We start from the raw sequence: 19492 nt of genomic DNA on the forward strand, positions 1-19492 counted from the left end.
GATGCTAATTGGCATCCCATTTTTGTATCCAATTGAATCTAGAGGCTGTTTCTATGGCACACCGTGGCCTTTTGACTCAACCCATACGCGATACCATTGTTCACGAGTTAAATTAATACCCATTGCATCAACAGCCGCTCGCACACGTTCAATTTTACCAGAACCAATAATAGGTAGGGGCTTTGACGGTAACTTACGCACCCAAGCATAAATCACTTGGTCAATACTTTTCGCTCCAACTTCTTCTTTTAGCTCTTCAAGTACATTTCGGACACGAATCGCTTGCTCTGACTGACCAGAGAAAAGCTCTCCTCCCGCCAAACATGACCATGCCATAGGCTTAATACGGTTCATCTGTAATTGATCAAGCGTACCATCATGCGCCACTTCAAAATTAAGCGGGTTGATTTCAACTTGATTAGTCACTAATGGTTTATCCAGGCGTGATTGCAATAAATCAAAATGGCTTGGCGTGAAGTTAGACACACCAAAATGTTTAACCTTACCCTCTTTCTGGAGTTGATTAAACGTATCAGCTACTTCATCTGCATCCATTAATGCATCTAAACGGTGGATCAAGAGTACATCAATTTCAGAAATATTAAGGCGAGAAAGTGAATTATTTACTGAGTTAACAATATGTTCTTTTGAGGTATCGTAATGATTAATTTTTCTATTTGGAAAATCTGAAGTACATAAGTTAATATCACACTTAGTGATAATCTCTATTTGATCACGTACAGAAGGTTCTAAAGATAAAGCTTCTCCAAACAAATGTTCACATTGGTAACCGCCATAGATATCGGCGTGATCAACGGTTGTAATACCCAAATCAATGTGTTGCTTTAAGAAAGTTAACCGTTGTTGTGGCGTCATACCCCAATCACCAAGTCGCCAGTAACCCTGAACAAGTTCAGAGAATTCTGGACCTTGTGGTGCTATTGTTGTTTTATTAATCATCGTATTCTCCATAGTCTTTTTTTATAGTAAAAGGCAACCCACGGAGTTACAGTGATGGAGGTCTTAAATTCAACATAATGAGTGAATAATAGTATTAGATACTGCCGTTATATTAGCAGCCTTATCAATTGATCCCCCTTACAGGACGGCATCCTAATTAAAGGTAATTTATTTCCTCTCCAGTATTGCACTCCACATACTGTAAAAGTAGAATCGATAAACATTATTAAAGTAAGGTTTATGCCAGTATGATAAAGCGCCAATTCTACGCCTTATTACTTACATTCATTTCATTTAGTTCTGTTGCTAATATTGTAGCAACCCCTGAAAATGAAGATATTTGCCAGCAAAAATACGTTAAAGAAGTATTTGATAAACAAGTACAATACAGTAACTCTCAAAATAGCCCTCAGGTAAGACGTACTGCAGAGCGTCATATTGATCGTGCACGTGAAGTATACGGTGAGACAAGTAGTTTTTGCGCTGCACTAAACTATTTACAAAACGAAACATCAAATGGATTACAAGAAGATTTTCAACGCGCTAAAACTGGTGAATCTCAATTCAAATAACAAATAAACAAAGCATGAATTTAACCCTCATGCTTTGTTTTCATTAATGCCGCGATTATTGGTATTTTAATGGTCGAATGACCTCATCTAGCCCTTCTATTTTCATCGCTAAACACAATGCCATTAGCTCACCTAACTCTCCGTTAGGAAAACCATCTTTGCGCTCAAACCACAAAAGATATTCTTCAGGCAAGTCAATAAGCACACGGCCCGCATACTTACCAAAAGGCATTTTCACTTGAGTTAGTTTTAAGATCTGCTCTTTATTGAACATGTAAGCGCTCTTTGACAATTAAATGCAATAAGAAAGTTTCACGCTCAATGCTCATCCCTTTCTTATCACTGTTCATAATAATATCTTCATTATGTGCAATCGCTTCATGGATATTAATCCAAACGGGTTTCATGCCATTTCGGATTTCGTAGCTTTCATAGTTCGTCTCACCAAGCTCTTTATCCGCATCGCAGGTATAACAATATGAAATCATATGTAAAACATTACATTCGTGCTTATACCAAGGACGAAACTCTTCATAAATACCAAAGGGTTCAATGTTTGAAATATTTTTGGCACCCGTTTCTTCCTCTATTTCTCGAACCAAACCCGCAATGACATCTTCCCCGTCATCAATACCACCACCAGGTAGCGAGTAATCATGATAACGCTCAGTATATAAAAGAAGAATATCCTCCCCTTTTAATACAATGGCACGAGTCGCGTTACGTTGAAGAATTTTCTGATTATCTAAATGTTCTAGATCTGGATGCGTTGTAATATTTAAAATTCGCATAAAAACTGACAAGCCTACTTAAAAAATAACATGGCTATTATACGCATTTTGCTTTTTGTTGCAGCTATCAAATAATCTTAACGATTAACTTCATTTTTCAATGAAAGTGTAAAGAATGTGTAAATGTTGTGATAACCAACTACTTCTTTTGTTCATCCTTTCATATAATAGTGGTTTAAAATAATTACAAATCAAGGAAGTTTCAATTATGAAAACACTGAAAACATTGGTTATCGCTTCAACTCTTTTGGCTTCAACGTCTGTTTTAGCTCACACTTTTAACGAAGCAGATAAAGCGATTAAATACCGCCAAGCCGCATTTACCATGATTGCTGGTAACGTTAGTGAAATGGGCGAAATGGTCAAAGGAAAAACAGAGTGGAGCGATGCTATTTTTGCTAAACGTGCAAATCAACTGTCTGAACTTTCTCTTATGCCGCTTGATGCTTTTTATGTAGAAGGCTCAGATAAAGGTAAAACCAACGCACTGCCTAAAGTATGGACCAACTTTCCTGATTTTGAAGCTCGTCTAGCACAGTTTCAAGAAGACACAGCCTCTCTAGCAAGCATTGCTGATAAAGGCGACAAAGCAGCCATCCGTAAAGCATTTGGTAAAGCGGTTAAAAACTGTAAAGCTTGTCATTCTGATTACAAAGCAAAATAAGTAGTATTGAGTAATTAAAGGATATACATGAAAATCTGGGATAGCTTTATCCGAGTTTATCATTGGAGCCAAGTAATTTTACTTGGCTCACTTTGGTATACTGCGGAAGAAGGATTAATGGAATGGCATTTTACTCTTGCTTACCTATTAATGGCATTATTAAGCACAAGGATCTTATGGGGTATTATTGGCAGTGATACCGCTAGATTTACTCACTTTGTAACTTCGCCCAAAAAAGCCATCAACTACCTTACAGCGATAAAATCTGGAAAAGTATCACAGGCTGTAGGACACAACCCCGCTGGTGGTTACATGGTGTTAGGTCTTTTCTTTTTACTGGTACTTCAATTAACAACAGGTTTATTTAGTAATGATGATATTTTGTCAGAAGGGCCGTTAGCGTCTTTAGTAAGTTACGATACCAGCAGTCTATTAACCTCAATACATCATCAAATATTTAATGTTCTTCTTGGTTTTATTGGTTTACATATCATTGCCGTATTATTTTATCGCGTAAAAGGGGTAAATTTAATTACTCCCATGCTCACAGGGATTGCTAACGTGGTAGGAAATAGCCCAAAAATGAAAAATGTGGCTATTGCATGGGGGATTTTTACAATAATATCAGTATTGATCTACTTCCTTTGGGCTAACGAAGTGATAAGCTATCTTTTTTAAATAAAAGAGAACTATCAATGACTCGCTTCCTTGATTGGTGGAACACCCTATTAGAATTTAAAGAACACGATTGGGCACAAAATATAATCGTGATCTCTTTATTCAGTGCTTTTCTTTGGTTATCTTGGCGCATTATTATTCAACGCCTACACCACATGGCAACAAAAACTCAACTTCCTTGGGATGATGCTGTTATCACTGCAATTTCATCCCCTATAACTCTTGTTATTTGGTTATGGCCAGCGACAGCCTCACTAAAAATACTACTGACAACCCATACTCACTTTAGTACGACTTGGTTACCGGAGTTGCAAGTATTCATTCTTGTTTGGAGTTTTATTTGGTCTGCCCTCAGACTAACCACGCTTATAGAAAAAGAAGTCCTAACCAATCCTAAACACGATGAAACTACGGTTCTTGCCTTGGGTAAGGTCAGTCGCCTTATATTCATTTCATTAGGTCTACTTTCATTAATGCAGGGAATGGGATTAAGTCTCTCGGGCCTTTTAACTTTTGGTGGCGTTGGTGGCTTAGTTGTCGGTTTAGCAGCAAAAGATTTATTGTCTAATTTCTTTGGCGGAATGATGATCTACTTTGATCGTCCTTTTAAAGTTGGAGATTGGATACGCTCACCTGATCGTTCTCTAGAAGGAACCGTCGAGCGCATTGGGTGGCGTATGACAGTGATCAGGACCTTTGATAAACGCCCTCTTTATGTACCTAACTCCGTATTTAGTAATATTGTTGTTGAAAACCCATCAAGAATGCTTAATCGTCGTATCAAAGAAGACATTGGTATTCGCTACGATGACATTAATAATATTGGGTTTATTGTTAGTGATATAAAAACAATGCTACAAGAACATAATGATATCGATTCTAATCAAACATTAATCGTTAACTTTAATGGCTTTGGTTCCTCTTCACTTGATCTATTAGTTTACACCTTTACGAAAACAGTTAATTGGATTGAGTATCACGAAGTAAAACAAGATGTATTGATTAAGATTGGAGATATTATTGCTAAGTACGATGCTGAAATTGCATTCCCTACACAAACGGTAAAAATAGAACAACTGCCAATTAATGAGTAATTACATACAAATTAAGGTAATGATACCCATCAAAGTAAGTACCTAATCATTCTTATTTGAATTGGTATTACATAAAAAGCCATATAAATAAAAAGGGCATCAACTTTCGTTGATGCCCTTTTCTATACTTTAAACTTACGAAATCAACCAGTTAACACCGTATCTTCAGGGTATTTAACGCAAGATTTTTCTGGTCTTGCTAACATGTAGGCTAAGGTTAATGGTCCAATTCGACCAATGACCATTACGATAACCATAATGCATTTTCCTGTTTCTGATAACTCAGCCGTTAAACCCGCAGTTAAGCCTACCGTGGCAAAAGCTGAAATCACTTCAAACATAACCTTATCAAAACCAGCTTGCTCAGTGAGCATTAAAGTAAACATTGCAATGGATAATAACGAGCCACTAACCACAATAATAGCCAATGATTTCGTTACGATTGGCCAGCCAACGGTTCTTTTAAACATCACAACGTGCTTTTTCTGACGTAAAAAAGTCCATGTAGCAACAGTCGCTACCGTAATTGTCGATACTTTTAAACCACCACCCGTAGATGTTGAGCCAGCACCAATAAGCATGAGTATAATCATGATAAACAACGCTGGTTGAGTGAAATGCGTTAAATCCACACTGTTAAAGCCCGCAGTACGCGCACTAGCGGATTGAAAAAAAGCCGCGAGCCATTTATCACCTGCAGATAATGACGCTAGCGTACTCGGGTTGTTATATTCAAGCACATAGAAAAATAGAGTACCTACCAATAATAAGGTTGGTGTTGCAATGATCATTATTTTTGTATGCAGTTGTAGACGACTAAACCCTTTTGAACTGTTTTTAACTAAATCAACAATAACGGTAAAGCCAAGCCCTCCTCCAATAAACAAACATGACAGCGTAAATATAACAAGAGGATCACCAACATACCCCATTAAACTGTCCGAGAATAAAGAAAATCCTGCATTATTAAATGCTGAAATAGAGTGAAATGCTGCATAAAACAGTCCTTTAGCTAAGCCAAGATCAGGCACCCAGCGAAAAGAGAGGATTATCATGCCTATAAGCTCAGCAATTAATGCAAAACAAATAATACTTTTTATCAACTTACGTAAATTTACTTTTTTCTCTTGGCCTAATGCTTCTTTAGCTAATGCTTGTTGACGTAAGCTCAAACGTAAACCAAAGACATACAATAGAACGGCTGATAGTGTCATTTGCCCTAGACCGCCAATCTGCATCAGAAACATAAGTAGGATCTTACCACTGATAGTAAAGTGTGTACCTGTATCAACCACACCTAGTCCAGTTACACTGATTGCCGATGTCGCCGTAAATAAAGCGTCAACAAAACTTAAACCTGAAACAGAAAAAACAGGTAACGTCAGTAATATAGCCGAGGGTAATAAAATAGCCAAAAACGAAAAAAGTATAATCCTCGGTTCAGACCACTCTTTCGCTTTTTGGTTATTCTTTATCGGATATAAGCCTCGCTTAGGTATATAACTCATAAGCTTCTAATTTTTTTTGCTAATTTATCTTCAGGACCTACGATAATTAAAATATCACCGATCTCTAATATTTTGCTGTGTTCTGGAGCACTTTCAATCTCAGGACCACGCTTAAGCGCTAAAATCTTCACGTCTGACATTTGACAAAAATCAAGCTGACCTAAAGTTTTACCCATGTTCTGCCCTCCAATGACAATCTCTGTCATTGCTAAGCCACTGCCTAATTGATGGAACTCAAATACACGACGGTCTAACATTTTTCTTGCTACTCGGATCCCCATATCGCGCTCAGGAAGAATAATATGATCGGCACCAATTTTAGTGAGTATCTTTGCATGAAATTTATCATTCGCTTTTACCCAAACCGTTTTAACCCCTGCTTCTTTGAGTACCAAGGTCGTTAAAATACTTGCGTTAATATCAGAACCAATCGCAACCATTACCATGTCGTATTCATCAAGCTTTAATTCTGCAATGGTTTCTTCATTAGCACAATTTGCTACAACGGCCGTAGACACAAAATCGGTTGCTTTTTTTACTCGCTCTTCATTGATATCAATCGCTAATACTTGAGAGCCATATTGGTGTAATTCTTCACACACAGTTAATCCAAAACGGCCTAAACCAATCACTGCATATTGTTTATTCTCTGCTTTCATCTAATTTACTCACTCACATTATTACGATACAAAAAATGCGCTTTTCTGCATCATCCTCCTACCCATCATCAAGTTCAATCTAATTGAGGCACAGAAATAAAAAAACTTAATCCATGTATTAAAGCTAAGACTAACAAAAGGTTGCGATTGCTCCTTCACTTTCAACAAATTTAGTTATCAACACGAAAATTAATCAAGATTCTATAAGAAAATGTGACCTCAATCTCATGACACTATAAAATATAGGCATAAAATAGCCACATATCGAGAAAGATAATTCAACAAATTTAGTTACACCGATTTTATTTTTAATTTTTCAAACCGGAGACCTTATTATGGCTACCCCACACATTAATGCTCAAGCTGGTGATTTCGCAGAAACTGTTCTTATGCCTGGTGACCCACTTCGTGCAAAATTCATTGCTGAAAACTTCTTAGAAGACGTAAAGCAAGTATGTGATGTACGTAATATGTTTGGTTACACAGGTACATACAAAGGTAAAAAAGTATCGGTAATGGGTCACGGTATGGGTATTCCATCATGTTGTATCTATGTTCATGAACTTATCGCAGAATTTGGCGTGAAAAACGTAATTCGTGTTGGTAGCTGTGGCGCAGTACATGATGACGTTAAGTTAATGGACGTTGTTATAGGTATGGGTGCATCAACTGATTCTAAAGTAAACCGTATCCGCTTTAACAATCACGATTTCGCAGCAATCGCTGACTTTGGCCTTTTAGAAACAGCGGTAGGCCAAGCTCGTGAATTAAATGTTCCTGTTAAAGTAGGTAATGTTTTTTCTGCTGATCTTTTCTACTCACCAGAAGCTGATCTATTCGACAAAATGGAAAAATTAGGCATTTTAGGTGTTGATATGGAAGCAGCTGGCATTTATGGTGTAGCCGCTGACTTAGGCGCTAAAGCACTGACTATCCTAACCGTTTCTGATCACATCAAGCGTGGTGAGAAACTAAGTTCTGAAGACCGTCAAAAATCATTCAATGACATGATGACCGTTGCGCTAGAAACAGCAATCAAACTGTAATTATGCTGCGCCAGATAAACTCTGGCGCTCTCTATCTATAAGGGGTGTCTAGTGCCGACCGAAAAACTGCCGTTGGCTGCTAAAGGGTTACAACTCAATTTTTGTAAAACATTGGCGTGTGACAATTTTGGTGATAGCGATGAACAACATTATTTAGTTCAACGTACTAACCCTAAGCGACCGGCATTAGTTTGTCGGAAATGTGGCGCTTTTCCTCCCTTAATCAATAATAATGAAGTATTGAATGAACTGGCTCGTCAGCATACCGTTCAATCACACTCTTTGCCTTCCTGTAATAATTCAAATTGCGATCATTTTGGTCTTGATGTACTAACGCATCGAGAGCTTTATCACGCCTTTGGCTACAGTGGCGATCGTCAACGCTACCGCTGTAAAGCCTGTGCATCTACCTTTGTGGATAAATGGTCAGGAGAAAACCAAAAAAGCCCTATTCAGCAAAAGATTTTAGGTTTTTTATTTACTGGATATTCCGTACGTGAAATTTGCCGTCGATTGGATATAAACCCTAAAACCTTTTACGATCATATTAATCAAATAGCGAATCGCTGCCGTCGTCATATGTCTCTGTTTGATGCTCGATTACAGCACGACAGAACCGAAATTCAACTCGCTTCGAACGCGACCTCATTACAACCAATAAGTAACAATGGCGTATTTTGGTATGCCAGTGCTGAAATGAATTCAGGTTATGTTATTGCACAACATATTAATTACTCAGAATGTGATACACCTGGAACACAATCTGACCATGACCCTTTTCAGGATAATGCACAATTTTTACCAACCGCTTTTATTGGAGAAGCTAACTCTCAAAGCTCAGTGATGGAGCAATCTATTTTTAAGCGTGTTGATGCGAAGTATCAAGAAATACTAGCAAGAGCAAATGTAGAAGACCCTCTGGGAAACTACGTGTCTCTAAATTATCCATCTAAAGGGGCATTAATTAGACCTCCGTATACCTCCTATGCTCATTTTTTAGAGATCCAACAAGCCTTTGCTCATTGTGAATCTATTGAAATATATATGCCTCAGGAACCAATGTTGCGTTCGGCTGCAATGTCAGTATTTTTAAAGCGAATTACTGAAAACAGCATTGATTTATTATATGTAACCCAAGACGCTCAATTCCCACTAGAACAGAGTGGCGAAAAAATTGATATCCATCTAGTTGGTTGGTGGAGAGATCGCTGGGCTTTTACTGAATTTAATGGTTTACATAAAGGTATTTGCCACTTAAATGGGGCTGAAAATAATGAAGTCTATTGGCTAAAACGCGCATCGGCTAGCTCTGCTGCGGAATATCAAGAGCGTTTTTATACTCAGTTTACTTCGCTAGTGAATGAACCAAGACGTAAATTACGTCCTGCTAGCCTTCTTCCACTACTCGATATTTTCAGAGCGTGGCATAATCTCTGTCATCAGGATAAACTTGGCACTACGCCAGCACAAAAGCTTGGGTTGATATCTAAACCAATCACTCTTGCTGAATTATTAAGTTAGGAACACTTGCATGACCTTATTGCCTTCACAAGATCAAACTGAAAACACAGATATGCTAACTGAAATTGCGATTCTTTATTATCAAGAAGGTGCAACTCAAGAAGAAATATCGAAAAAATTTGGTTTATCTCGCGCAAAAGTAGGACGGATGCTAAGAAAAGCACGAGAAGAAGGCATCGTTGAAATTACGGTAAAATTTCACCCTGTCTACAGTGCACAACTAGAACAAAAATTAGTTGAGAAATTCAATCTAAAACGTGCCCTTATTTCATTAGATCAACCTAATACTAATGAACAACGTAAACAAGTGGCAGCTTTAGTCAGTTCATATTTAAACAATAACTTACAAGATGATATGGCGGTCGCTGTTGGTCAAGGCCAAAATGTAGCTGCAGTTGCTGATCACGCAGGTATTGTCTCTCATCGTAATGCTCGATTCGTTTCTGCTATTGGCGGCACTCATCGCAGCGGTGATATTATTAATGCTGACCATATTTGCCGTCGTTTAGCGAAAAAATACGGCGGCAGCAGTGAGACTCTTTATGCGCCTGCTTATGTGAATGATCCAAACCTTCGCTCAGCCTTTATGGAGCATACCACCATCAAAGAGACCTTAAACCAAGCCCGTAAAGCCGAGTTTGCTTTAGTAGGCATTGGTGATATGGATGAAAATAGCCATATGGTTAAACTAGGTTTTTTCACTCCTAAAGAGTTTGTGGAAGCACGATTAAACGATGGTATTGTCGGTGATATTGGTGGTTTTGATTTCTTTAAGTTAGATGGTACAAACGCAGATACGTTAATGCGTGGTCGTGTAATTGGACTTGAAATGGAAGATCTCCGTCAAATATCGAATGTTATTGCCATGGCCAGTGAAAGCCGTAAAGCACTCTCTATTATGGGAGCGTTAAGAACAGGTGTTATTGATGTTCTTGCTACCAGCGTTAGCTGCGCGATGGCATTATTAAACCTTGCTGAAAATGAATAAGAAAAAAACCTCTTTCCTTCCTTTTTAACTGGATCGCATATCCAGAAAATAGTTCGTGACTTCAATAGATTAGTGGATATATTGGGAGAATGAATAAGGAAGGATAGCTGTGAAAGAGTCTAAAAATAAGATCATTTCTAACCTAAAAGCACTAGAATTAATCGTCGGAGACGATACCTCAAATACACTGAAAGAAGCCAAGTACCAACTAGAACTCTCAGAAAAAATTCATTTTAAATATGGAGCAGCATACTCGAAATTAATTATTTCTATCGCTCATTGGCATTTAATGGATTATCAAGCCGGCTTTAAGTCTGCAAAAGAAGTCTTGCAGCTTCAGCAAGAACTTGAAAATGATAATTTACTTCCATTAATTTTGCATACTTTAGCCTTACATTCGTGGGGACAAGCAAAACTTTTCTCTGCACAACAATACTGGATAAAAGCATTAGAGCAATCTTCTCTTATTGGCAATCATGAAATTGAGATCGAAGCATTAATCGGCCTTGGTAATACTTGGCGTATGACAAACTGCCTTGAACAAGCAAATTCCACCCACAATGTTGCTGCGCAGCGTGCCAATTATTATCGTATGCCTCATTTAGAAGCCAAAGCTTATATCCTACAAGCTTGGGATAGTTACTTATTATGCGATTACCAAGCAATGCTGCCGATTTTATTCAAAGCAGAGAAGTTGCTAACAGATAATTCTAATTTAACTTGGAAAGCTGAAATCTACGACTTTCGAGGCCTTGCTTTTCTCGGTCTAGACGATCTTGATTCGGCACAGAAATATTGTAGTTTAGCCAATCAACTTGCGATTCAGCATGATCTTATATGGATGAAAGCTCACTCTGCCATTAGTTTAGCTCGGATCGCTTCAGCTCAATCTCATTTCACCTTAGCTTATCAGTTATTAACTGACGCGGAAGTCATCGCCCAGCAGTTTGACAAAGGGGAACTGCGCTCTCAAATTTGCCTTGAACAATCTAGGATCGCTGAACTGACTCAAAATTTTGAGCTCGCTCTATATTCTTACAAACGCTATCGTCAATATGAAATTGCATTAATTCAAGAACAGTCAAGCTCTTTAGGCCGTGATAAAACTAGCACTTCAAAGGAGCGGTTGGATATTCGAGCAAAGAACTTAATTCAGCGCATCGAAATGCAGTTAAAATTCAACTCAATGTCATCGCTTACCTATTTATTACCACGAGAAAAATGGTATGCTCACCTTAAATCAATACTCACAAATGTATTATCTGATGAATATCATTTAATTATGATAACTGACCCTTCTGAAGATAAAATTAATAACCTTATGTTATTAGGCCACCATTATTGCAAACACGGCGATAGTATTACTCGTTTAAATGACACTGAGATAGCTATTCTTATCAACGAAAATAAAAATAAGTCTCAAGAGATCGCGCATTCAATATCAACATTACTTTCAACTTACCCTTGGTCCCGTTACTCACTGAATGTTTCTATACCATCAGTTACACATTTTAGTTTGCATGAATTAAATCATCACGCAACATTATCCCAAATGCAAATGGAGATCGTATAGTGGATAATCTATTAACTCGTATTTCATCCAAAGGAATAGACTTAATGGCACTTAACTCTCAGCAGTCATTAATGCTCTGGCACTATGTTGTTGATGAATTTGCCGAGTCTAATACTGAAAAAGCATATGCTCTACTGATGTGCTCTGAATTTGAAGTTGAATTCAATCAAACACAAAAAAGCATACAGCATTTACAGCGGGCTTTATTACTTTTATCTCTACCCGATAATATTGACCTAATATTACAAATCTACTCTTCTCTCAGTTATAGATATACTGATATTGGAGAATACCAATCTGCTTTAGAGAGCTTATATTCTCTTTCTAAACTTGCTGTTGATTTTGGAGATAATGAATTTTATATTCAATCGATTTTAGGGATAGGTAATTTATGCTCTATATATGGCGACCATTTAAAAGCATTACGTTACTATCAAAAAATAGAATCTTTAAGTAAAACTATACAAAGTAATAACCTTTCATTACGTTATCGGCTATATATTGTAGCTTGTTTATTAGACCTAAATAGATTATCAAAAGCAAAGCAGTTATTAAATGAATGTCATGTTATTAAGTATGTATCTGACGATCTCCAACTAATGATGCAGGTGCAATTGTATTCAGCTAAATTACTTCGATTACAAAATAAACCTCAAACAGCATTAGATGCATTAATTGTATTTCGTAAAGAAAATATTAACCTAGATTCGTTTCCATGGTTGAACAAACTCTTTTCTATTGAGGCATCCTATTGCCTTATTCAATTACAACGTGGAGAGTTAGCCGATGTTCTAATCACTCATCAGTTAAAGCGAACTAAAAAATATTCGCAAGGTTATTATATCCGTCAATTATTGGATGTAAAAAGTGATGCACTTGCAAGTTGTCATAACTTTTCAGCAGCGCTTGAATGCGAAAAAGAAGCACATCAGCTTACTGTTGCTATAGTTAAACACTTCCCTATCAATGAACTTGGCGGGCATGCTTTACGTCGCTTAACTCGCTTAGAGCTGCAACTGCGCTTAAATATATCTGAATCTGAAAATATAAAGCTCAAAAAAGTATCAGATGAACAAAAAGATACAGTTGCTAAATTACAAAAAGATGTATTCCACGACAGTTTAACTAAACTATTTAATCATCGCTGGTATAAATCAACCTTTGCTAACGAGATTAAGCCTAAATTAGCAACCTATCAACTTCTTGTCATTGATATCGATAATTTTAAATCTATTAATGATGAATACTCTCACCTTACTGGTGACGTTGTACTTAAGTTGGTTGCACGAATCATTGAAGAATCATCAGGCTCTAATAATTATGCCTTACGATACGGTGGTGAAGAATTTATCATCATTGTTGCTTCAAATGATCAACAATATGGTAAAGAAATAGCGGATCGCTGCCGCTTAAGCATTTCTAATTTTGATTGGCACGAGACCTTGCAAGACAGGCTTGTTACTGTAAGCATAGGTATGACGGTATGCCAGCATAATGAAGATATAAATACAACCTTCCTACGAGCTGACAAAGCATTATACCAAGCTAAGCGCTCAGGAAAAAATAGAGTTTGTATTTACTAAAAAGAATATTAACCAAAAACTAAAAAGCCAACATTCATGCTGGCTTTATTTATTAATGAAATACTTAACGATATAGACCAAGATCTTTTTGTAAGTGTTCCGATAATTCTGCAGTGTAATGTGTCGATGTTGTTTGGCCTTTGCCAAATAAGACATCAACAAAATGAGCAATCAATCCTTTGATATTTACTGAGTAGGCCTTCTTATCCAAAGAAGAAGTAGCGATGGTATTAACGTTCATTGCTGCTTGTGCCATGATTGCCTCACTTAAAAGTTATTTTCGATTAGATGAGTTGATTTTAAGACTAATTTCACTGCTCAAAAAATGACTTTTCCTCTAAACTAATATTAGTTTTTCTAATGTAAAAATTACATTTAAAGGCAAGCAAAATAAATGCATATAAAATCATAATGCACAATAAACATGAATGTTCATTCACTAAATAAGAAGATTAAGCGGTTAGAGATGAATATATTATTTTATATGTTTCGAAATTGTTAACTAAAACAAATCTCAGCTACATTAGCTCTATTAACCTAATGTAATACCATTCTGGATAAGTAGTTGTTCAGATAATTGCGTAGGAAAAATCGATTATAGCAAGGCATAAATTACAGTAACTAGTGGATCTAATTACACCTAATTTTTGCAATAAAAAGGTATAACGCTGATATAATCGATTTTAACAAGCAAGAATGTTCAAATACTTATGTAGATTGGTATAATAAGGCCCTCTTAAGTTAGAGGGCCTTATTATTATCCAGAGAATTGGACAAAGTAGGCAATAACGGCCCAGGCAGAAAACCACGCTACGACCAAAAGTTTATCGGATAAATCACCATCCATACAAAAACCTATTCAATTAATTCAAATTTACTCATCTCATTTGGATTAATAGCAAAGCTCATGCCAATTAAACAAGCACTCGTTTATTTTTGTGATACTGGTTCAAACAAGCTGTTGGTTTCGCCAAATTAGGGTAATGTGATAAATAATCGATAAAACAATCGGCCATTGAAAAGGTCGTTGTTACACACTCACGTTCTTTATTGAGTAAAGGTGCATAACCTTCTTTACCTTTGATGGTATAAGCGGTTGATGTTCCGAAATATACCTGTTCATCAAGGATAGGTGCCCAGCCAATATCTTGGTGATAAATGCTGAACTCAGTAATACGTTGGCCACTTGGCTTACTTGCTTCATAACAATAACGCATCTGTGATACATAAGGAAAACTACCTGAACCGCTGCCAATAATCCCGTTATCCGTAGCATTGTCTATAGCTCCTTCAATTGCCGCTTTAAGATGCCGCCCTTTGATACTATAGATGACAATAGGTATGGCAAAAGGCAAAACTTTTCCGGCAATATCAGAATAGGTGATATCACCTTGATTTAAGCCAGAACGCACTCCGCCTGCATTATGCATTGCGAATTGAACCCGATTATCCAATTGATGAGCCTTTGAATAAAAAGACTCTACAACCCATGGAGCAATATCACTTTGGCCTTTATCATCAGGGATCCGACGGTGTGATAAGTCTTCCATACAGTGACCGACCACTTTTTGAGAAAGCCTGTCGACTTCACCGCGATATTTCTCTATTAGTAATGCTTCTATCTTAAGATCTTTTTCACAGACTTCTGCTAGCTCAAACGAATTAATCAAAGCTAATGTCTTTAATAAATGAGGCTCATCCATTTTTTGGGTACATGCTTTGTCTTTGTAAGCCATCTTATCCAAAAGTAAAATATTACGGCCATTAAAACTCAATAACTCACCATCTTCAGAGTATTTTAAATCACAATAGCCAAGTGCAAGTGCGTGGCATCCAGCCTGAACAATATGTGTGTCATTAACAAGCTCACCGTAGTTATCACGAGCCTCTAAACCAACATTTGAAAAATCACCTTGCAACACGTGACTATGCCCTCCAATGATCAAATCAATACCATTGACCGCTTTTGCTAGTTGTTTATCCCCCTCATAACCAAGGTGACTAACAATGATGACATTAGTTATGCCTTGAACGGCTAAGTAGTCAACGGTGTTCTGTGCTGTTTTAATAGCATTCATAAATGGCGTATCAGGATCTGGGCTTGCTAATACGTCCATTTTATCTATGGTTAAACCAAATACTGCGACATCCAAATTTCCTACTTTTTTAATCAAGTAGTTTGCAATACCGAGTGTTGGATTAAAATCTAATATTCGTTCTTGTTGTTTTAATTGATGGCCCTTAGTTTGATCTTCCTGGCTTAAATCCCAATTACCCATAAGAATAGGAAAATGGGTATTGGCAATAAAGTCACTGACTAATTCATTACCTAAATCAAACTCATGATTACCAAGAACCATACCATCTAAAGGGAGTTGATTTAGTAAATCTGCATTGGCCTTTCCCTTATATAAAGAGAAATATAAGGTCCCTTGAAAACAATCGCCAGCATGGAAAAAAACGGTATTTCCCCCTTTTGCTTTTGCTTCCTCGGTAAGGAGTGAGACTTGGTGAGATATTCGCGCAAATCCACCACATTTAATATAATATTTCTCACCAACATCACTGTGTAATGCGATCACTGATTCATCAAAATAAGAGTGTGTATCATTAATATGCATCACTCTTAAAACATGATTCTTTTGATTTTTCATTGATTTCATATCCTGTCTAGAACCGTATTTCAATTTAAGCAATCAGTTCACGGTAAACCATTTTTATAAACAATGCGTTAATTGGTAATATTTCAATACTTGGTCACTCATCTATCAGTATAATTGATAAATGTGACTGCCATTGTGCTTTCATCGATTCAGTTGCTATATAGTTATTTATATAAGTCTCTGATAAGGAAGTGCTATGCTCTTAGAACGAATCGAAGTTTCAGGATTTAGAGGCATCAAACGCTTATCTCTTTCTTTTGAACAATTGACGACCTTGATTGGCGAAAATACATGGGGAAAGTCATCGTTACTTGATGCCCTATCTATCGCCTTGCCTGTGTCTGGAGAGCTTCATCAGTTTACGTTAAAAGATTTCCATCAAGATCATTCCATCTCTTACACCCAAGACCAGCATATTCAAATTATTATTAGCTGGAAAACCACTGAAAACAACGAACATAAAGCAGGTCGTTACAGAAAGTTGTCTAGTTTATGGCAATCTAACCACAATGACCATGCTCAACGAATTTATTATCGCATTAGCGCAACGAATAATGAGGGAAAGATTAGCTCATCAAGTTCGTTTCTCGATAATGAAGGCAATGTTTTACGTTATCATAAAATTGAAAGTCTAGTGACTGAGTTAATACGCCTTCATCCCGTCATTCGTATTCGAGATTCTCGTCGCTTACAACCAGACGATACGCTTGATACCCTTTCTAATGACCGAATTGAACGACGAATAAATAATACCTGTCGTCGACTTATCACCGCTCCAGGCCAAGTAAATAGGGCGAAATTAAAAGCGCCTTGCATTCTATGCAGTCTTTAGTGGAACATTACTTTGCATTTAAAGGACATAAAAGAAACGAGCAACACAAAATTCATGATGATCTCTTTTTTGGTCAAAAAACAGAAGGTGTTTCACTAACCCAGTTTATTAATCAAAACAAAAATAAACAAACTAAGCTCCTTCTACTTGGGCTGTTAAATACTTATCTAAGAGCTAAAGGGCCTAACACACTAAAAAAATCAGCTCGCCCTCTCATGATCATCGAAGATCCAGAAGGACGGTTACACCCAACACAGTTAATTCAAGCTTGGTCCTTGCTTAATCATATTCCCATGCAAAAGATATTGACCACAAATAGCAGTGAATTATTGAGTGCCGTTCCTCTATGCTCTATACGTAGATTAGTCAGAGAATCAGACTCGACATCAAGCTATTCTATCTCTCCAACCAGCTTATCTCGTGATGATTTACGACGCATTACGTTTCATATTCGCTTTCAACGTTCTAATGCCTTATTTGCGCGTTGCTGGTTACTGGTTGAGGGGGAAACCGAGGTATGGTTATTTAATGAGATGGCTCGCCTTCTAGGATATAACTTAGCTGCCGAAGGGGTACAGATCATTGAATTTGCACAATCAGGATTAAAGTCATTAATTAAAGTTGCAAAAGCACTTCATATTGAATGGCACGTTGTAACCGATAGTGATGCTGCTGGTAAGAAGTATGCGTTTGCAGTTAAAAATCAATTAGGTAATGAGCATGAACGACATCGACTCACTGAATTACCGCGTAAAGACATCGAACATTATCTTTATTACAATGGTTTTGAGGATTTATTTAGAGAACTTTCTAATATTTCAAAGGATCAGCCGATCCCTCCGAAAAAAATCATTATTAAAGCATTAAAAAAATATGCGAAACCTGATTTAGCCTTAGCGATTGTCCAATATAGCGAAGAACAAGGTGTTGATATCATTCCATTGTTATTACGTTGGACTTTAAAAAGAACGGTAACCATGGCAAAAGGTCAAGGGTGACCCATTTTTTGTACTAAAAAAACGCCAGTCATGAAAATGGCTGGCGTTTCATTATTCTAAATAACTTACTTATTTCGGCGAGCAGTAACCGCATCCGCTAATTGACGAAGTACAGTTTCTGTATCATCCCAACCAATACATGCATCAGTAATTGATTGGCCATAAGTTTCTGCTTTACCGCAAACTAAATCTTGACGCCCTTCAACAAGATGACTTTCAATCATGACACCAAATACTGCGTCTTCACCACCAGAAATTTGACCACAAACGTCATCAGCAACAACCATCTGACGCTTAAAGTCTTTTGAACTGTTCGCATGACTAAAGTCGATCATCACTTTTTCAGGTAAACCTGAAGCGGCTAGTTGCTCTTTCACTGGCTTAACATGAGCCGCGCTGTAGTTTGGCTCTTTACCACCACGAAGGATGATATGGCAATCAGGGTTACCGGCCGTTTCAATAATTGCAGAGTGACCATATTTAGTTACTGATAAGAAATGGTGAGAAGAACCCGCAGAGCGGATTGCATCAGTGGCAATTTTAATGTTGCCATCAGTACCATTCTTAAAACCAACAGGACAAGAAAGACCTGAAGATAGTTCACGGTGAACTTGTGACTCAGTAGTTCGTGCTCCGATAGCACCCCAACTGATTAAGTCACCCATGTATTGTGGAGTGATCATATCTAAGAATTCACCAGCAGTTGGTAAACCCATATCAGTAAGGTCAAGCAGCAACTTACGTCCCATACGAAGACCATCATTTAACTTAAATGAATCATCCATGTACGGGTCATTGATTAACCCTTTCCACCCGACTGTTGTACGTGGTTTTTCAAAATAGACACGCATAACAACTTCAAGACAATCACCTAACTCATCACGTAATGTTTTAAGTTTTGCACCGTACTCTAAAGCCGCTTCAGTATCATGAATTGAACACGGGCCAATAATAACAAGAAGACGATCATCATCACCTTGTAAAATATTATGTATAGCTTCGCGAGATTGAAATACGGTTTTCGCCGCAATCTCAGTCGCAGGGAATTTTTCTAAAATAGCTACAGGTGGTAATAGTTCTTTTACTTTATTAATTCGTACATCATCAGTTTGATACATTGCTTCTCTTCCATTTATTTATGCAGTTTATTGTTTATATACTGCATCTTTATTCTCCATACTGTTAACGTAACGTGTCTTTAACTGTTGTGCAATGGTTAATTTAATATAAATTTGCTCTCAGCTAATTTTTAACATTTAACAGGTATAACTTCATGTTTTGATTAAAAATCAATCACTCCATTAAGAATCACTTCTTTAGCTTTATGAATATGTTACAGTAAGTTTAGTTCTCAAATGCTAG

The 19492-nt window shown here is 37.2% G+C and carries 17 protein-coding genes and 1 pseudogene; 10 read left to right on the forward strand and 8 right to left on the reverse strand.

Annotation, left to right across the window (positions count from 1 at the left end):
• Positions 1-51 precede the first annotated feature (51 nt).
• Positions 52-960, reverse strand: a complete 909-nt coding sequence (locus tag PVK70_RS15815) for an aldo/keto reductase (RefSeq protein WP_130049019.1) — start codon at positions 958-960, stop codon at positions 52-54.
• 248 nt (positions 961-1208) lie between these two features.
• Between PVK70_RS15815 and PVK70_RS15820 the strand changes: the two genes are divergently transcribed.
• A complete protein-coding gene (locus PVK70_RS15820) occupies positions 1209-1532 on the forward strand; it encodes a hypothetical protein (protein ID WP_130049018.1) in 324 nt (107 codons plus the stop codon).
• 55 nt (positions 1533-1587) lie between these two features.
• On the opposite strand, the gene PVK70_RS15825 is transcribed toward PVK70_RS15820, so the two are convergent.
• Positions 1588-1806 (reverse strand): DUF3820 family protein, encoded by a 219-nt coding sequence (locus PVK70_RS15825; RefSeq protein ID WP_130049017.1) that lies wholly within the window; start codon positions 1804-1806, stop codon positions 1588-1590.
• Positions 1796-2323 carry an NUDIX hydrolase gene (locus PVK70_RS15830; protein WP_130049016.1) on the reverse strand — a complete coding sequence of 176 codons (528 nt, stop codon included), beginning with the start codon at positions 2321-2323 and terminating at the stop codon, positions 1796-1798. The genes PVK70_RS15825 and PVK70_RS15830 overlap by 11 nt, the downstream gene beginning before the upstream one ends.
• A 208-nt stretch (positions 2324-2531) precedes the next feature.
• Here PVK70_RS15830 and PVK70_RS15835 point away from each other — a divergent pair, with 208 nt between their 5' ends.
• The 3 genes from PVK70_RS15835 to PVK70_RS15845 are packed head-to-tail and all read left to right on the forward strand — an operon-like array spanning position 2532 to position 4759.
• A complete protein-coding gene (locus PVK70_RS15835) occupies positions 2532-2987 on the forward strand; it encodes a c-type cytochrome (RefSeq protein WP_130049015.1) in 456 nt (151 codons plus the stop codon).
• Positions 2988-3014: 27 nt separating this feature from the next.
• Positions 3015-3665, forward strand: a complete 651-nt coding sequence (locus PVK70_RS15840) for a cytochrome b/b6 domain-containing protein (protein WP_130049014.1) — start codon at positions 3015-3017, stop codon at positions 3663-3665.
• A 17-nt stretch (positions 3666-3682) separates the two neighbouring features.
• Positions 3683-4759: a mechanosensitive ion channel family protein gene (locus PVK70_RS15845; RefSeq protein WP_130049013.1), complete on the forward strand. Its 1077-nt coding sequence runs from the start codon at positions 3683-3685 to the stop codon at positions 4757-4759.
• Positions 4760-4902: 143 nt separating this feature from the next.
• On the opposite strand, the gene PVK70_RS15850 is transcribed toward PVK70_RS15845, so the two are convergent.
• Together PVK70_RS15850 and PVK70_RS15855 are read right to left on the reverse strand one after the other, a co-directional pair.
• Positions 4903-6267 carry a TrkH family potassium uptake protein gene (locus PVK70_RS15850; RefSeq protein ID WP_130049012.1) on the reverse strand — a complete coding sequence of 455 codons (1365 nt, stop codon included), beginning with the start codon at positions 6265-6267 and terminating at the stop codon, positions 4903-4905.
• Entirely contained in the window at positions 6264-6926 is a 663-nt protein-coding gene (locus PVK70_RS15855) for a potassium channel family protein (protein WP_130046359.1), read from the reverse strand. Before PVK70_RS15855 ends, PVK70_RS15850 begins: the two co-directional genes overlap by 4 nt.
• Before the next feature lie 335 nt (positions 6927-7261).
• Here PVK70_RS15855 and deoD point away from each other — a divergent pair, with 335 nt between their 5' ends.
• The 5 genes from deoD to PVK70_RS15880 all read left to right on the forward strand — a co-directional run bounded on the left by deoD (position 7262) and on the right by PVK70_RS15880 (position 13637).
• The gene (gene deoD, locus PVK70_RS15860) at positions 7262-7972 is read left to right on the forward strand and encodes a purine-nucleoside phosphorylase (RefSeq protein WP_130049011.1); all 711 of its coding nucleotides are present in this window, start codon (positions 7262-7264) and stop codon (positions 7970-7972) included.
• A gap of 51 nt (positions 7973-8023) precedes the next feature.
• On the forward strand, positions 8024-9493 hold the full coding sequence (locus PVK70_RS15865; RefSeq protein ID WP_130049010.1) for an IS1 family transposase: 1470 nt from the start codon (positions 8024-8026) through the stop codon (positions 9491-9493).
• Positions 9494-9503: 10 nt separating this feature from the next.
• A complete protein-coding gene (locus tag PVK70_RS15870) occupies positions 9504-10481 on the forward strand; it encodes a sugar-binding transcriptional regulator (RefSeq protein WP_130046356.1) in 978 nt (325 codons plus the stop codon).
• 109 nt (positions 10482-10590) lie between these two features.
• Complete coding sequence (locus PVK70_RS15875; protein WP_130049009.1) at positions 10591-12054, forward strand: ATP-dependent transcriptional regulator; 1464 nt, start codon at positions 10591-10593, stop codon at positions 12052-12054.
• Positions 12054-13637, forward strand: coding sequence for a GGDEF domain-containing protein (locus tag PVK70_RS15880; protein ID WP_130049008.1), 1584 nt, complete (start codon positions 12054-12056; stop codon positions 13635-13637). The genes PVK70_RS15875 and PVK70_RS15880 overlap by 1 nt, the downstream gene beginning before the upstream one ends.
• 64 nt (positions 13638-13701) lie before the next feature.
• Here the strand turns inward: PVK70_RS15880 and PVK70_RS15885 are convergent, their stop codons facing one another.
• Together PVK70_RS15885 and PVK70_RS15890 are read right to left on the reverse strand one after the other, a co-directional pair.
• The gene (locus PVK70_RS15885) at positions 13702-13893 is read right to left on the reverse strand and encodes a hypothetical protein (protein ID WP_130046353.1); all 192 of its coding nucleotides are present in this window, start codon (positions 13891-13893) and stop codon (positions 13702-13704) included.
• Positions 13894-14551: 658 nt separating this feature from the next.
• Entirely contained in the window at positions 14552-16291 is a 1740-nt protein-coding gene (locus PVK70_RS15890; protein WP_130060014.1) for a bifunctional metallophosphatase/5'-nucleotidase, read from the reverse strand.
• 205 nt (positions 16292-16496) lie between these two features.
• On the opposite strand from PVK70_RS15890, the pseudogene PVK70_RS15895 reads away from it, so the two are divergent.
• Positions 16497-18130, forward strand: a pseudogene (locus tag PVK70_RS15895) (ATP-dependent endonuclease).
• A 65-nt stretch (positions 18131-18195) separates the two neighbouring features.
• Here the strand turns inward: PVK70_RS15895 and aroG are convergent.
• Positions 18196-19248, reverse strand: coding sequence for a 3-deoxy-7-phosphoheptulonate synthase AroG (gene aroG / locus PVK70_RS15900; protein WP_130049006.1), 1053 nt, complete (start codon positions 19246-19248; stop codon positions 18196-18198).
• Positions 19249-19492 lie beyond the last annotated feature (244 nt).

The organism is Aliivibrio sp. A6, from assembly GCF_028765505.1.
GTDB lineage: Bacteria > Pseudomonadota > Gammaproteobacteria > Enterobacterales > Vibrionaceae > Aliivibrio > Aliivibrio finisterrensis_A.

What these genes read in the sequence shown, in the direction of transcription:
- PVK70_RS15840 (WP_130049014.1), top strand. Translation starts at nt 3,015, where the DNA reads ATGAAAATCTGGGATAGCTTTATCCGAGTTTATCATTGGAGCCAAGTA.
- PVK70_RS15890 (WP_130060014.1), bottom strand. Translation starts at nt 16,291, where the DNA reads ATGAAAAATCAAAAGAATCATGTTTTAAGAGTGATGCATATTAATGAT.
- aroG (WP_130049006.1), bottom strand. Translation starts at nt 19,248, where the DNA reads ATGTATCAAACTGATGATGTACGAATTAATAAAGTAAAAGAACTATTA.
- PVK70_RS15820 (WP_130049018.1), top strand. Translation starts at nt 1,209, where the DNA reads ATGATAAAGCGCCAATTCTACGCCTTATTACTTACATTCATTTCATTT.
- PVK70_RS15855 (WP_130046359.1), bottom strand. Translation starts at nt 6,926, where the DNA reads ATGAAAGCAGAGAATAAACAATATGCAGTGATTGGTTTAGGCCGTTTT.
- PVK70_RS15835 (WP_130049015.1), top strand. Translation starts at nt 2,532, where the DNA reads ATGAAAACACTGAAAACATTGGTTATCGCTTCAACTCTTTTGGCTTCA.
- PVK70_RS15830 (WP_130049016.1), bottom strand. Translation starts at nt 2,323, where the DNA reads ATGCGAATTTTAAATATTACAACGCATCCAGATCTAGAACATTTAGAT.
- PVK70_RS15885 (WP_130046353.1), bottom strand. Translation starts at nt 13,893, where the DNA reads ATGGCACAAGCAGCAATGAACGTTAATACCATCGCTACTTCTTCTTTG.
- PVK70_RS15845 (WP_130049013.1), top strand. Translation starts at nt 3,683, where the DNA reads ATGACTCGCTTCCTTGATTGGTGGAACACCCTATTAGAATTTAAAGAA.
- PVK70_RS15870 (WP_130046356.1), top strand. Translation starts at nt 9,504, where the DNA reads ATGACCTTATTGCCTTCACAAGATCAAACTGAAAACACAGATATGCTA.
- PVK70_RS15815 (WP_130049019.1), bottom strand. Translation starts at nt 960, where the DNA reads ATGATTAATAAAACAACAATAGCACCACAAGGTCCAGAATTCTCTGAA.
- PVK70_RS15825 (WP_130049017.1), bottom strand. Translation starts at nt 1,806, where the DNA reads ATGTTCAATAAAGAGCAGATCTTAAAACTAACTCAAGTGAAAATGCCT.
- deoD (WP_130049011.1), top strand. Translation starts at nt 7,262, where the DNA reads ATGGCTACCCCACACATTAATGCTCAAGCTGGTGATTTCGCAGAAACT.
- PVK70_RS15850 (WP_130049012.1), bottom strand. Translation starts at nt 6,267, where the DNA reads ATGAGTTATATACCTAAGCGAGGCTTATATCCGATAAAGAATAACCAA.